The following is a 14,301-nucleotide window of genomic DNA, read 5'->3' on the forward strand; positions in this document are numbered from 1 at the left end:
AATCTAAAAAAAACTAATCTGGAATGCAATATTTTTTTATGAGTGCGAAAAATGGCTGATGAATTGAAAATTTTTCATGAATATTAGCATTTCCTTGCAAAACCTATTAAATTTAGCCTCCTGTCATTTACACAATCAACCTAACGTTATGGAAAGAAGAAAATTCCTGCAAAACGGCACCCTGGCCGGCATTTCGGCACTGGCACTTGGCAGTATCGGCAACACAGCACAGGCGGCAGCAGGCAACAACGATAAAGATGTAAAAGGAAAACCCTTTAACATGAACTATGGCCCGCATGATGGTATGTTTAAAAACAGTGCCGGCGGTGATTTCCTCGACCAGATAAAGTACATGTACGATCAGGGATTCCGCTCCATTGAAGACAACGGAATGTTAGGCCGCCCTGCTGCCGAACAATCTAAAATAGGCGACCTGCTGAATAAATTAGGTATGCAGATGGGCGTGTTTGTGGTAGACACCGGCAACAACTGGAAAACTTCGCTGGCTTCCGGCAAACAGGAATTTAAAGATGCCTTTATCAAAACCTGTAAGGAAAGCCTGGAAACCGCCAAGCGCTGCAATGCCAAATGGGCCACCGTTGTTCCGGGATACTTTGACCGCAACCTCCCGATGGGTATACAAACGGCTAATGTAATAGATGCGCTGCGCGCCGGAGCAGAAATATTTGAACCGCATGGCCTCATCATGGTACTGGAGCCGCTGAGCGACAACCCCGACCTGTTTCTCCGCACAGCAGAACAAAGCTTTGCGGTATGTAAGGCGGTGAAAAGTCCTTCCTGCAAAATATTATACGATATCTATCATATGCAACGCAATACCGGCAACCTGATTCCTGTAATGGATATGTGCTGGGATGAAATTGCTTACATACAAATAGGTGATAATCCCGGCCGCAAAGAACCCGGCACCGGCGAAATCAACTATAAAAATATCTTTAAGCATCTCCATAAAAAAGGATACAAAGGGGTACTGGGCATGGAACATGGCATGGCCGGACAAGGTAAAGATGGTGAAGCAGCCCTGATTAAAGCCTATAGAGAAGCAGATAGTTTTTTATAAGAATTACGAATTATGAATTACGGAGTGACTGGGAGACCTGCAGCAGATGCTCTCCACACAACTCCGTAATTCATAATTCGTAATTCGTAATTCTTTTTTTTTCGTTAACTTAACTAGTAAAACAATCTGCTATGGGTTTTCTGATCCGTATACTAGTTAGTGCATTGGCTGCCATGTTAACCGCTTACCTGCTGAAACCGGCAGTCAAAGTAGATACCTTTGTTACAGCCCTGATCCTGGCGTTGGTATTGGCGTTATTAAATGCCCTGGTAAGGCCGTTGCTTGTTATCCTCACGTTCCCGGTAACCATTGTTACACTGGGCCTTTTCCTCTTTGTTATCAATGCCCTCATCATTTTGCTGGCGGCGAAGCTGGTACCCGGCTTCAAAGTAGACGGCTTCTGGTGGGCATTACTTTTCAGTATTATTATGACCATCATCAATAGTGTGATGATCAATCTCGCGGGCAATAACAACAACGACTAGCCTTTACTGCCTGTTAAAAAGCCAACCCATGTATTTCGACCGGTCAGACCTGAGCGATTCGCAATTACTGTCTTTCTATAAAGCCTTGCTTTATCCACGGCTGATAGAGGAAAAAATGCTGCTGTTATTGCGACAGGGAAGAATAAGTAAGTGGTTTTCGGGCATAGGCCAGGAAGCTATAGCTGTAGGTGCCACGCTGGCACTGGATGCTGACGAGTGGATCATGCCCCTGCACCGCAACCTGGGGGTATTTACTACCCGCGAAATGCCGCTGGACAAATTGTTGCTGCAGTGGCAGGGCAGCGAGCATGGCTACAGTAAAGGGCGGGAACGCTCCTTTCACTTTGGCAGCACCCCACATCATATCTGCGGCATGATTTCCCATCTGGGTCCTCAGCTTTCTATTGCTGATGGTATCGCTCTCGCACATCAGCTTAAAAAAGAGAAGAAAGTATCCCTCGCCTTTACCGGCGAAGGAGGTACCAGCGAAGGAGAATTCCATGAAGCCCTCAATGTGGCCGCTGTATGGGGTCTTCCAGTTATATTTATCATTGAAAACAATGGCTACGGACTTAGCACTCCCGTAAGCGAACAATATCATTGTGCCAACCTGGTGGATAAAGCCATCGGGTATGGCATGGAAGGCGTACAAATAGATGGCAACAACCTGCTGGAAGTATACCAAACGGTGCGTACCGCGCGGGCCTACGCCATAAAGGCGCAAAAGCCGGTGTTAATAGAAGCTATGACCTTCCGCATGCGTGGCCATGAAGAAGCCAGCGGCGTTAAATACGTACCTCCTGCCCTTTTTGAAGAATGGGGTAAAAAGGATCCCATTCTGCAATATGAGACCTGGCTGCAGGAAAAACATATTCTTACCACAGCAGATATCGCTACGATCCGTGATGAGCTGAAACATCAGATTGAAGCAGACGTGGCCAGAGGTCTGGTAGATACGCCTATCATTGCAAACACGAAAACAGAAATAAACGACCTGTATGCCCCCGCACCTGCTGTGGTGGCCGCTGCGGGACCGTCTTCCGAAAAACGCTTTATCAATGCACTATCCGATGGCTTAAAACAAGCCATGGAAAAACATCCGAAGCTGATCCTCATGGGACAGGATATTGCGGAATACGGCGGCGCCTTTAAAATTACAGAGGGTTTTGTGGAACTTTTTGGGAAAGACAGGGTACGCAATACGCCCCTATGCGAAAGCGCTATCATAGGCGCTGCGCTGGGATTGTCGATCTCCGGATTCAAGAGCGTGGTAGAAATGCAGTTTGCCGATTTCGTTACCTGTGGATTTAACCAGGTGGTGAACAACCTGGCCAAAATACATTATCGCTGGGGACAACATGCCGATGTAGTGATCCGCATGCCCACCGGTGGCGGTGTTGGCGCCGGTCCTTTTCACTCACAAAGCAATGAAGCCTGGTTTACACATGTTCCCGGTCTCAAGGTGGTGTATCCTGCTACGCCGGAAGACGCCAAAGGCTTGCTCACAGCGGCTATTGCCGACCCTAACCCGGTGATGTACTTTGAGCACAAAGCCCTTTACCGCAGCATCAGTGGCAAGGTACCAGAACATTATTACACTATTGAAATAGGCAAAGCCGCGCTGGTACAGTCCGGAAACGATATCAGCATTATTACCTATGGCAGTGGGGTACACTGGGCCATGGAATATGCGGCACAGCACCCGGAAATCTCTATCGGTATCCTGGACCTACGCACCCTGGTACCGCTGGATTATCCCGCCATCCGGGAGATCGTAGCTGCCACCGGCAAAGTACTGGTGCTCCATGAAGATACCCTTACCGGAGGCTTTGGCGCCGAAATCAGCGCCTGGATAGCCGAACACTGCTTCTCTCTGCTGGATGCCCCGGTGATGCGGTGTGGCAGCCTGGACACTCCGATTCCTTTTGCAGGCACACTGGAAAAAAATTTTCTCGCCAAATCAAGACTGGACACGTATATACAGCAATTAACCGCCTGGTAATACATCCTTTCATTGGGAATATGCCCCGAAAGTTTTAATTTGCATCCGGAATTAAATAAATCATTATACTATGTTGATGAATCTTTTAACAGTAGTACACACCACCAACTTTTATAAAGTTGGCGATAGTATTGGTCATTTCTTGGCACCTGTAGCCATTATAGTTTTTGCTGCTATGTTTATCTACGCCTGGGCGAAGTACGCAAAACTCTAACAGCACCGCTTTTTCACATCGCACTATAAAACAAAAGGCTTCCTTTAAACGGGAAGCCTTTTATATAGCTGCTAGCAGATCTTTTTATCCTTTCGTAAGCGTTTTCTCTATCAGTGCCTTTAATGCCGGCTCAGACGGACGTGGCGCATCCACACTTACAATATTGCCCTTCTGGTCAAATACCATAAAACGGGGAATTCCTTTGATATCGTAGCTTTTCGTGATATCGCTCCAGCCGCTCATAAAAATCTGAGTACCCTTCATTTCCTGCTTCTTCACAAAATCTATCCACTTTTCTTTGTCTTTTGCTTCATCTACAGAGCAGCCCAGGAACACCACATTTTTGCCTTCCATTTCCTCTTCCAGCTTACTGAGATGAGGCATTTCCTCTTTGCAGGGACCACACCAGGTAGCCCATACGTCTACTACCACTACTTTTCCTTTCAGGTCCTGCAGAGATACTTTATTACCCGTTACATCCACACCAGAGAAGTTAATGGCTGGCTCTCCTGCTGCAAAGTGGCGTAAGGTTTTTTCATAAGCCAGGTAACGCTCCTTCTGCAGATCTGTTACCAGGTATTGCTGTACAGGTGCCATTGCCTCTGTAAGCTTTTCAAAAGTATTGTAGGCTGTAAGGCTTTGGGTAATGGCCACTGCTTTGATGCTATCATTACCAAATAAGGCAACCAGATTCTGAAGACCCTCAGATGTTTTCGGCCTTTCTTTAGGCATGAAAGTTATCATATGGAAGGTGGAGTAAAGGCTGATAATCCTTGCACCATCTCCATCCTGCAACAATCTTGCATCAGCATATTTTTTGTCCTGGATAATCTGCCGGTAAAAAGCAGGACGCTGTTCCACCGTTGGATGCTTAGGGCGCGGCATAAGCAGAAATGACATGGCAGCATACTCCATATCCACGTCCATCTGGAATTTCAGCAAGTCATTAAATCTTTTGTTGGGCGTATTCACCGCTTTCTTCCAACCGGCTACTTTAGGTACAAAGGCTTCAAGCACAGGGAAATAAGACTCGAAGGTGACGGTATCAATATTGATTGCCGGCAACATAATTTCCTTCAGGTGCTGATCCCATTGTTGTAATGCTTTGTTTTCGGCAGATCCGGATTGTAGCGTGTAGTCGCTGCCGTTAAGTGTCAGTTGCAACTGATCACCTGCTTTCAGGTACACGCGGGCATCCCGGCCTTTAGTGTCTGTTGATGAAACATAATAAAAACCTTCTTTGGGCGCAGGTACGGCAAAAGCAAAAGCGTGGTTTTCATTCACAGCAGCAGTAGCCACTTCTTCTTTACGACCTTCCTTAACGGCATAAAGCGTGATTTTCTTTACTTTTTCGTTGGTTGCTTTTCCCTGGATAACGGCGAGGGCGGATGCAGGCACAGGCCCCGCATAGGTGCTGGTAAAAGCCATAGCGGCTATCACCGGCATCAGACGATGTAATTTCATTGTTTTGTTTTTAACGGTTGGTGGTTTTGAAATACGTATTCAAACAAATATAAAAAAGGTTGATTGACTGGAGCCAGCATTCTACATCAACGGCAGAAAAATTATTCTTCAGGACGAATATGCTGATTGTAGTACTGTTCTGTATAACGGAGGTTTTCCTCATCGAAACAAACAAATATTACCTCCTCCATTTCCGGATGTAATTCCAGGTATTTCACCACGGTGTCCATGGCAATAAACGCTGCGAGGTCTTTAGGGAAACGATAAATTCCCGTGCTGATATTTGGAAAGGCCACTGATTTTAAATGATGGCGGGATGCCAGCTCCAGGGAATGGCGATAGCAATTGGCCAGCAGTGCTTCTTCATTGTGAATCCCGTTATTCCATACCGGGCCTACTGTGTGGATAACGTGTTTGGCAGGTAAACGCCCGGCGGTAGTAATTACGGCTTCGCCGGTTTTACAGCCACCTTGTCTAGCTACGATGGTTCTGCAATCAGCCAATATGTCTGGTCCGCCAGCTCTGTGAATAGCACCATCCACACCACCGCCGCCCAATAGTGATGAGTTGGCGGCATTAACAATGGCGTCTGCTTTTATTTTAGTGATATCGCCGTGAACGATCCTGATCTTCCTATATGCCATAGATTATACGGTTCTTACATACACTAGTTTCCCGGTTTTTTTTCCGCTTTCCCGGATATCAATTTCAAAGTTGGGAAAACTCTTCAGCAACTGTAGCAGTTTATTGAAGCCATAGTTACGGGCGTCAAAGTCCGGTTGCTTCTTCAGCAGCAGGTTACCCAACTCTCCCAGGTAAGCCCATCCATCTTCATCCGCAATATCATTCACACTGGTAGATAATAGAGTGATCAATTGTTTATCGGCTTTGCTGATGCTGTTCCGCTTTGCTTTGTTGGTTTTAGGTTTGCCGCCGGTTTCAGTTTCCGAATCGGTGTCGGTGTCCGTATCTGTATCCGTTTTCTTTCTGACCTGTAATATTTCCAGGTAAATAAACTTATCGCAGGCAGCCCGGAAAGCGCTGGGTGTTTTTTGTTCTCCCATACCATACACCCGCATACCTGCTTCACGCAACCGGGTGGCTAATCTGGTAAAATCGCTATCACTGGACACAAGGCAAAAGCCATCTACCCGACCAGTATATAAAATGTCCATGGCGTCAATGATCATCGCCGAATCCGTAGCATTTTTGCCGGAGGTATAGCTATACTGTTGGATGGGGGTAATCGCATAGTCCAGCAGCACACCTTTCCAGCCTACCACTGTAGGTTTGGTCCAGTCGCCATAAATTCTTTTAAAAGTGGGGTTGCCGTATTTCGCTACTTCTTCCAGCATACCCTTTATGTTATGATAAGGTATGTTATCTGCATCTATCAGTACCGCCAGGCGGAGGTCACTCGTTGTATTATCCATTGTTATTGTTTTTGGGATGAAGAGGTGACAACAACAAATGTAGCCATTTACTTAAAACTAAAAACGTGTTAGTTACAGCTTGTTACTGTAGCTAACACGTTGCTTATATGAATGAGATATTATTTGAGATAGGAACGTATCATCCAGGCCAGTTTCAGATGTTTCTGCAACATTTGTGTTGCAAAATCGGCTGCGCCCTTGTCTTTGTATTTTTCATCAAATTCATCTATCAGTCTGCGGAGATTACGAACAATGGTTTCATGGTCATCGAGTAATTCCTGCAGTTGCTTTTTCTGGTTATTGGAATACTCTGACTCCAACAGGTTGGTAAGCTTTAGTACGTCTGCATAGCGGCCTTCTGCGTAATGCCCGATGGAGCGGATATATTCTGCTACTTCATCCGCATATTCTTCCAGCTCTTCATATTGGTCTTCATAGAACTTGTGCATTTCCATGAAGTTGTCACCTTCAATATTCCAGTGAGAATTACGTGTTTTAGCATAAATCACCAGTTCATCTGCCAATACTTTATTTAATTCTAATGCTATTTGCTTTGTGTTTTCTGCTGAAACACCAATGTTTATTTTCATATCATTGAAATTTTTTGGTTACTTAAATTTACAACTTCGGGAGATAGATTATTATGATGGATGTCACGATTTAACAGCCGGTTAATATAAACAGGCTTTACCCTGTTTTTGTTCATGTTTCCTGAAGGTGCCAATTACTTTGCTAAAATTGTACCATAGTTCCTAATTTTGTGTGCATGTATCAGTCGACAGAGAGAATTTACAGTCTTCATTTTATTCTACTTTGCCTTAGCAATGCCCTTTTTTCTGCCAGCTTCAATATGATGATCCCTGAGCTGCCGGCTTATCTTACGCGGATGGGCGGTGCGGATTACAAAGGATATATTATCGGCTTGTTTACTTTAATGGCGGGGCTATCCCGGCCATTCAGCGGCAAGCTTACAGATACAATAGGACGTGTGCCTGTCATGATTTTCGGGTCGCTGGTTTGTGTGGTTTGCAGCCTGATGTATCCAATCATCAGTTCCGTAGGGGCTTTCCTGTTGTTAAGATTCTTTCATGGATTTTCCACCGGGTTTAAACCTACCGGTACATCTGCCTATGTGTCTGATATGGTGCCGGTAAACCGGCGTGGGGAAGCCATGGGCATGGTGGGTTTGTTCAGCACTATTGGAATGGCCATGGGACCTGCCATTGGTGGCTATGTGGCAGTACGATGGAATATTAACATCATGTTCCAGCTATCTGCCGTATTTGCATTGTTGTCTGTCGTGATACTGATAGGGATGAAAGAAACGCTGGTTAATAAACAACCTTTCCGTTTTTCATTGCTGAAGATATCTGCCAATGAAATTTTTGAGCCGCTGGTATGGTCGCCGGTGATCATTACTTTCCTTACCTATTTCAGCTATGGTGCTATACTTACTATTATTCCTGATTTCAGTGCTTTCCTGGGTGTATCCAATAAAGGATTATTCTATACTTTTTTCACGGCCAGTTCCATTGGAATTCGTTTGGTGGCAGGCAAGGTATCTGACCGTTACGGGCGGGTGCCCGTACTAAAGATTTCTGCTATTCTGATGGCCGGTTCTATGTTGATGATGGGACTTGCGGGTAGTACCAACTTCCTGATGGCAGCCGCTGTTGTGTATGGCATCTCTGTAGGGCTCAACTCTCCCGCTGTTACCGCATGGACCGTAGATCTGGGCAGACCAGAACACCGGGGCCGTGCACTCGCCAGCATGTACATTGCCATGGAAGCGGGTATTGGCTTGGGAGCTTATTTCTCTGCATTTATTTATAGCAACCAGTCTACTAATTTCCCGCTTACGTTTTATGTCATTGCAGGTATCACATTGCTGGCTACTTTGTATCTTAGTTTCATATACAAGCCTAAACAGGTGAAACATTCGATGATGCAGGAGTTATAGCAACTTCCATCCGGTACTTTAATTTCTTTGGTTGCCTTAAAAAGCAGTCCTTTTTTGATGCCGGCCGTTTGTGGATTTTGCCTTCTCTGCTCCTGCTTCAGCGTCAATGTGCCATTTATCGCCTGCTATTCTGTTTCCTCTCCTGGTTCAGCGCTTTCCGTTACAGCAGTTTGCTGTCCATTGAGCGCTATCGGAGCATCCGGAACGACTTCATCTTCCGACATTAAGTCAGCAGGAATACCTGTTATTCGCTCTTCTTCCGGCAACAATAAATCCGCAGTCATTTCTTTAGGCAATACTTTCTTATTATCAAGGCCCAGCTTGCGCATTTTCTCAGCCCGGCCGATGAGATTACCATTGCCGGATGTCAGCTTGTTCATGGCATCGTCATATGTATTCTGGCTACGTTTCAGGTGTGCACCAATCATGCCCATATCTTCTGCGAAGCCAACGAATTTATCATAGAGGGCACTCCCCTGCCGTACAATTTCTTCTGCATTCTTATTCTGTTTATCCAGTCGCCACATGTTATCAATCACACGGAGGGTGGCCAGTAAAGAAGGTACGCTTACCAGTATGATCCTTTTACGGAAAGCAAAATCGTACAGATCTTCCTCCTGCTGCATAATCGCCAATGCATATGCTGGCTCAATGGGGATAAACAGCATCACAAAGTCGGTGGTATTTTTATACAGCGTATGATATGCTTTGGCGCTTAATTCAGTGATATGGTTCTTTACCGACTGCAGGTGCATTTTCAAGGCATACTTTTTATCCTCTTCATTAACGGCGCTGCAATATTGTTCGTAGGCTTTCAGTGACACTTTGGAATCTATTACCAGCTGCCGGTTTTCCGGAAGCTGTAATACCAGGTCTGGTTTTCTCAGCTGTCCTGTTTCGTCCCGTTGCGCATCCTGGGTAAAGTAATGTACTCCTTTCTCCAGGCCCGATGCTTCCAGTACTCTTTCCAATATCATTTCTCCCCAGTTACCCTGTTTCTTGGTATCTGCTTTCAGGGCGTTGGTAAGGTTATTTGCTTCTTTCGACAGAGTTTGATTGAGGAGCAAAAGGCGTTGCAGTTCATTTTTCAACTCTGTACGTTGAGCGGTTTCCGCCACCAGTGATTGTTGTACACTGCTGCGGAAGTTATCGATCTTCTCTGACAATGGTTTCAGCACATCATCCATTTTCACCTTGTTCTGTTCCATGAACGTACCGGAGATGCGTTGTAATAGTTGCTGGGCAATATTTTCAAACTGAACTTTAAAGTCCTCCTGTACCTGCTGCAGTCTTTCCTTTTCCCCCATCAGCTGTTGCTGCAGGTATTTATTCTGCTCCATCATCCGCCCCTGCTCAGACATCAATACCGAGAATTCTTCGTTTATCCGTTCCAGTTGCTGCTGCTTCTCCTTCACCAGCATGGCCTTATCATCCAGCATATTTTGCAGGTACTCCTGCTTGGCTTCCAACAGGTGATACTTCTCCTGCTGCGCAGTATAGCCCGTTTGTAATGATGCATAACTCGCCTGGACCGCGCTGAGCTGCTGCAATTGCTGCTCCTGTATGGCCTCCTGTGCCTTCTGTTGCTGTTTCGCAGTGAACAGGCAATAACCCAGCACAAGAATGCCTATTCCCGAAATAATCAATAGTATCAGCATGATAATCTTCTCCCTAAGCAATAATAACTTTTTTCTACGCACTGAATTTGCGTTGTAAAAAATTAGCGGAGACAAACAGGTATTATCTACCCGTCTATCTCCGCTAATTTCTATATCAAAATAAAATCAGTATAATAGCTAAAGAGACTATAAACGCTCGTACAGCTTACGCAGTCTTTCGCGGGTCATGATCTCCTTCCAGTCTTTACCCAGCGCATTTTCCCATAACGGCGCCATGCCCAGTGATACGTTGATCATAATATCAAACTGCTCATCGGTAAGTCCTTTGGTAATCCCCTGTGGTATTTCAATGTTATGCTTTTTCACCATCTCCTTGAACTTGGCCACGCCTTCCGGATAAAACTCCTCCAGCTTGTCAAACACAATACAGTTACCGATACCATGTTTGGTACCCAGCAGGTAAGCTAATCCATAACTTACCGCATGTGCCACACCCACCTGGGAATAAGCAATGCTCATGCCGCCGGCATAAGACGCCATCATCAGTTTCTCATCTGCGTCGTCATCCCAGTTTTCCTTCTGCAGAAAAATTTCTTCACACAACTCCTGTGCTTTTTCCCCATAGGACTGACTGAACGCATTCAGATAAGTACCCTGCAATGATTCTACACAGTGAATAAAGCAGTCCATGGCGGTATAAAAACGCTGGTTAGGCTCCACTGTTTTAGTCAATGAAGGATCCAGCACGATCTGGTCAAAAGGAGTGAAATCGGAGTTCATACCCAGTTTACGGGTAGGACCGGTTAACACACAGGTACGGCTTACTTCTGCACCTGTACCGGAAATAGTAGGAATACCTACTTTATACACACCCGCTACCTTTACCAGGTCCCAGCCCTGATAGTCGGCAGAAGACCCTACGTTGGTCATCATCAACGCTACGGCTTTGGCCATATCCATTACAGATCCGCCGCCAATACCAATGATACCGGATACAGTACCAAATTCAGCCTGCAGCTCATCACGGATTTTGTCTACCGTTTTGGTTTTAGGCTCATCGGTAACGTCAATCACTACTATTTTGTCCTTTCCCTGCAAAGGTACCCGGGCCAAAAATTCCTTTTTATCCTGGAAATACTCATCCACGAAAAATATCATGGGAGCATCACCTACGCGCCTGGGGGCCAGTATTTCGCCCAGCTGATCAAAACATCCGCTGCCGTAAACTACGTAGTCCACCATTTTAAAATTCCTGAATTTCATATATCCCTGTTAGTTAGATGTTATAAAAGTTTTGATGCCTTCTCCAGGTCCTCTGGTGTATCGATTTCCACGCCCATGTAGGAGGTTACCACCATTTTCATGGGGATACCATTCTCCAGGTAACGCAAACACTCAATTTTCTCTGCTGCTTCCAACGGTGTTACCGGCATTTGTGTAAAGTCCAGCAACGTTTGTTTACGGAAAGCATAGATGCCGATATGCTCGTAGTATACAGATTTAATTTCTTTATTGCGTGGATAAGGAATAACAGAGCGGGAAAAGAATAATGCATTGGAGTTCTTGTCTACCGCCACTTTCACGTAGTTGGGATCTTCAATGGAGGCCTGGTCTTTCAGTTCCTGCATCAGCGATGCTACCTGCACTTTCTTCCCTTCCTCCCCTTCAAATACCTTCAGTAGTTTTTCCAGCGGGTCTTTTTGTGTAAATGGTTCATCTCCCTGAACATTCACGACAATATCTACGTCCATGTCTACAACGGCTTCGGCTATACGATCAGTTCCGCATTCATGTTCTCTTTTGCTCATGACTGCTTTACCACCATTATTTACAATTTCATCGTAGATCAGGTCACTGTCTGTCACCACCATCACATCATCAAATACCCCGGTTTTTACAGCCGATTCATACGTACGCAGAATCACTGTTTTATCACCCAGTTTTGCCATCATCTTACCTGGAAAACGGGATGCTCCATAACGGGCAGGTATCAACGCAATTTTTCTCATGCCATCTTATTTTATCTGCAAAGGCGTGAAGTGGTTTGTAATGATGGCCACTCCGCGCCTTTGCCGGAAACTTTATAATGCGCTCTTAACAGCCTTCACCAGCTTTTCAGCTCTTTCCTGAATTTCAGCGTCACTCCAGCCCAGGTTAATTGGGGTGGAAATGTTTCTGCCAATGATCAGATCTGAAGCCGGGAATTCTTTTGTTTTATAGACTTCCATGGCCTGTTTCAGCTCTTTTGCAAAAGGAGTTAACACACCGCCCTCTTTAAAATGCTGCCATTGACGGATGTAGTGCCAGTTGTTTTCATAGTAATGAAAAGCAGCTAAACCAGCAGCCTTCATAGCAGCAGCAGCTTTCGCAGCCTGGGCAGTTTCCGGCAGGAAGAACGACAGGAACGTTGCACTGTCGCCGGCTTCATCCGGTAAACGGCGGAAAGTTACACCCGGCACCGTAGCCAGTGCATCTTTGAATATTTTCTTGGTTTTACGCTGTATTGCCAGGAAGGTATCCAGCTTGCGCACCTGGGCCAAACCCACTGCAGCGTGCAATTCGGAAATACGATAGTTGTATCCGATAAATGGATGCAGGTCTGCACCGCGGTCCACACCGAGGTGATCATGACCATGGTCCGTATAGCCGTCACATTTAGTATAAATATCTTTATTATTGGTAATGATAGCACCACCTTCTGCGCAGGTAATGGTTTTTACAAAGTCAAAAGAGAACGTACCGGCATCACCAATAGAACCTAATGCTTTTCCTTTGTAAGAGGCTCCGAAAGACTGACACGCATCTTCCAGCAGGAAGAGGTGATGCTTTTTACAGATAGCCTGCAATGCGTCCAGGTCAGCCATAGCACCACACATATGCACCGGCATAACTGCTTTGGTACGTGGGGTGATGGCAGCTTCTACTGCTTTGGGATCCAGCGTAAGGGTATCATCCACATCTACCAGCACAGGTATGGCACCTACAGAAAATACAGATTCAAAACTGGCAACGAATGTAAAGGTGGGCATGATAATTTCATCACCGGCACCCAGTCCGAGCGCAGCCATCGCCGTGGTTAATGCGGCAGTACCACTGGAAGCAAGCTGGGTATACTGTACATTCAGTTTATCGCAAATGGCCTGTTCCAGCTCTTTTGCTTTCCAGATGCCTTTACGCGGACCATCAAATCCGTAACGCATCATGATACCGGTTTCCAGTACGTCGTTTACTTCTTTCCTTTCCTCGGCTCCAAATAGTTCATATCCGGGCATAAACTGTTGATTTTTAAATATAATTGTAAGTGATGTGCTAAAAATAATGCTGCAAAGTTACTATAATCAGAGTTGCGTTACATCGGAAAAACTGTTTATCTTTTGCTAAAAATTTAACATGCGTTTTATTCTGTTCCTTACACTATTGGGATCTCTGGCACTACTGCCGGCGCAGGCCCTGAAGGCCCAACAAGGCGATCAGCAAAAAATTACTGCGCTCATGACAGCGCAAACAACTGCCTGGAATAAAGGGGATATCAACGGCTTTATGCAAACCTACTGGCATTCCGACTCCTTACTGTTTATTGGTAAAAACGGAGTTACCTATGGCTGGCAGGCCACGCTGGATCGCTACAAGAAAACTTATCCGGATGCCACTACCATGGGTACGCTGGATTTTAAACTCCTGGAATTCAAGCCCCTGGCCGCTGGCCTATATCTGTTGATTGGCAAATGGCACCTGCAAAGAACCATTGGTGACCTCGAAGGGCATTTCAGCCTGGTGCTAAAGAAAATTCAGGGAGAATGGAAAATTATCGCAGATCATAGCAGCTAAAAAAAACCATCCCAGGAATAGGATGGCCAATATACACCACAACATTAAAGAAGTATTGAAACTCCTTTAGTTTAAAGAAGTAGGATTTTCATCTGACACGGTAATATGTTCAATGCTTCCAGTTTTTTGCTCATTACATGAAAGGAATTGCAAAGACTATTCCACCCCGGAAACGGCCATTTTAAGGTGTTTAGCGAACTCCGTCCGGGGTATCC

General features: G+C 45.5%; 13 protein-coding genes. 5 read left to right on the plus strand and 8 right to left on the minus strand.

Annotated features, from left to right (window positions below):
• Positions 1-148 precede the first annotated feature (148 nt).
• From AB4Z08_RS33290 to AB4Z08_RS33300, 3 genes are all read left to right on the plus strand, one after another.
• Positions 149-1,081 carry a hydroxypyruvate isomerase family protein gene (locus tag AB4Z08_RS33290; protein WP_441578113.1) on the plus strand — a complete coding sequence of 311 codons (933 nt, stop codon included), beginning with the start codon at positions 149-151 and terminating at the stop codon, positions 1,079-1,081.
• 131 nt (positions 1,082-1,212) lie between these two features.
• A complete protein-coding gene (locus tag AB4Z08_RS33295; RefSeq protein WP_441578114.1) occupies positions 1,213-1,566 on the plus strand; it encodes a phage holin family protein in 354 nt (117 codons plus the stop codon).
• Between the two features lie 28 nt (positions 1,567-1,594).
• Positions 1,595-3,568: an alpha-ketoacid dehydrogenase subunit alpha/beta gene (locus AB4Z08_RS33300; protein WP_441578115.1), complete on the plus strand. Its 1,974-nt coding sequence runs from the start codon at positions 1,595-1,597 to the stop codon at positions 3,566-3,568.
• 298 nt (positions 3,569-3,866) lie between these two features.
• On the opposite strand, the gene AB4Z08_RS33305 is transcribed toward AB4Z08_RS33300, so the two are convergent.
• From AB4Z08_RS33305 to AB4Z08_RS33320, 4 genes are all read right to left on the minus strand, one after another.
• Positions 3,867-5,246, minus strand: a complete 1,380-nt coding sequence (locus tag AB4Z08_RS33305) for a TlpA family protein disulfide reductase (RefSeq protein WP_441578116.1) — start codon at positions 5,244-5,246, stop codon at positions 3,867-3,869.
• Positions 5,247-5,347: 101 nt separating this feature from the next.
• Positions 5,348-5,890 (minus strand): O-acetyl-ADP-ribose deacetylase, encoded by a 543-nt coding sequence (locus AB4Z08_RS33310; RefSeq protein WP_441578117.1) that lies wholly within the window; start codon positions 5,888-5,890, stop codon positions 5,348-5,350.
• Between the two features lie 3 nt (positions 5,891-5,893).
• The gene (locus tag AB4Z08_RS33315) at positions 5,894-6,679 is read right to left on the minus strand and encodes an NYN domain-containing protein (protein ID WP_441578118.1); all 786 of its coding nucleotides are present in this window, start codon (positions 6,677-6,679) and stop codon (positions 5,894-5,896) included.
• Between the two features lie 119 nt (positions 6,680-6,798).
• Positions 6,799-7,269 carry a Dps family protein gene (locus AB4Z08_RS33320; protein ID WP_441578119.1) on the minus strand — a complete coding sequence of 157 codons (471 nt, stop codon included), beginning with the start codon at positions 7,267-7,269 and terminating at the stop codon, positions 6,799-6,801.
• Between the two features lie 176 nt (positions 7,270-7,445).
• Here AB4Z08_RS33320 and AB4Z08_RS33325 point away from each other — a divergent pair, with 176 nt between their 5' ends.
• Positions 7,446-8,639 carry an MFS transporter gene (locus AB4Z08_RS33325; RefSeq protein WP_441578120.1) on the plus strand — a complete coding sequence of 398 codons (1,194 nt, stop codon included), beginning with the start codon at positions 7,446-7,448 and terminating at the stop codon, positions 8,637-8,639.
• 125 nt (positions 8,640-8,764) lie between these two features.
• Here the strand turns inward: AB4Z08_RS33325 and rmuC are convergent, their stop codons facing one another.
• From rmuC to AB4Z08_RS33345, 4 genes are all read right to left on the minus strand, one after another.
• Positions 8,765-10,318: a DNA recombination protein RmuC gene (gene rmuC / locus AB4Z08_RS33330; protein ID WP_441578121.1), complete on the minus strand. Its 1,554-nt coding sequence runs from the start codon at positions 10,316-10,318 to the stop codon at positions 8,765-8,767.
• Positions 10,319-10,444: 126 nt separating this feature from the next.
• A complete protein-coding gene (locus AB4Z08_RS33335; RefSeq protein ID WP_441578122.1) occupies positions 10,445-11,521 on the minus strand; it encodes an iron-containing alcohol dehydrogenase family protein in 1,077 nt (358 codons plus the stop codon).
• 20 nt (positions 11,522-11,541) lie between these two features.
• Positions 11,542-12,267, minus strand: coding sequence for a 3-deoxy-manno-octulosonate cytidylyltransferase (kdsB, locus tag AB4Z08_RS33340; protein ID WP_441578123.1), 726 nt, complete (start codon positions 12,265-12,267; stop codon positions 11,542-11,544).
• Between the two features lie 72 nt (positions 12,268-12,339).
• Positions 12,340-13,530, minus strand: coding sequence for a DegT/DnrJ/EryC1/StrS family aminotransferase (locus AB4Z08_RS33345; protein ID WP_441578124.1), 1,191 nt, complete (start codon positions 13,528-13,530; stop codon positions 12,340-12,342).
• A gap of 118 nt (positions 13,531-13,648) precedes the next feature.
• On the opposite strand from AB4Z08_RS33345, the gene AB4Z08_RS33350 reads away from it, so the two are divergent.
• On the plus strand, positions 13,649-14,086 hold the full coding sequence (locus AB4Z08_RS33350) for a YybH family protein (protein ID WP_441578125.1): 438 nt from the start codon (positions 13,649-13,651) through the stop codon (positions 14,084-14,086).
• Positions 14,087-14,301 lie beyond the last annotated feature (215 nt).

The organism is Chitinophaga sp. RAB17 (assembly GCF_052114225.1).
Lineage (GTDB): Bacteria > Bacteroidota > Bacteroidia > Chitinophagales > Chitinophagaceae > Chitinophaga.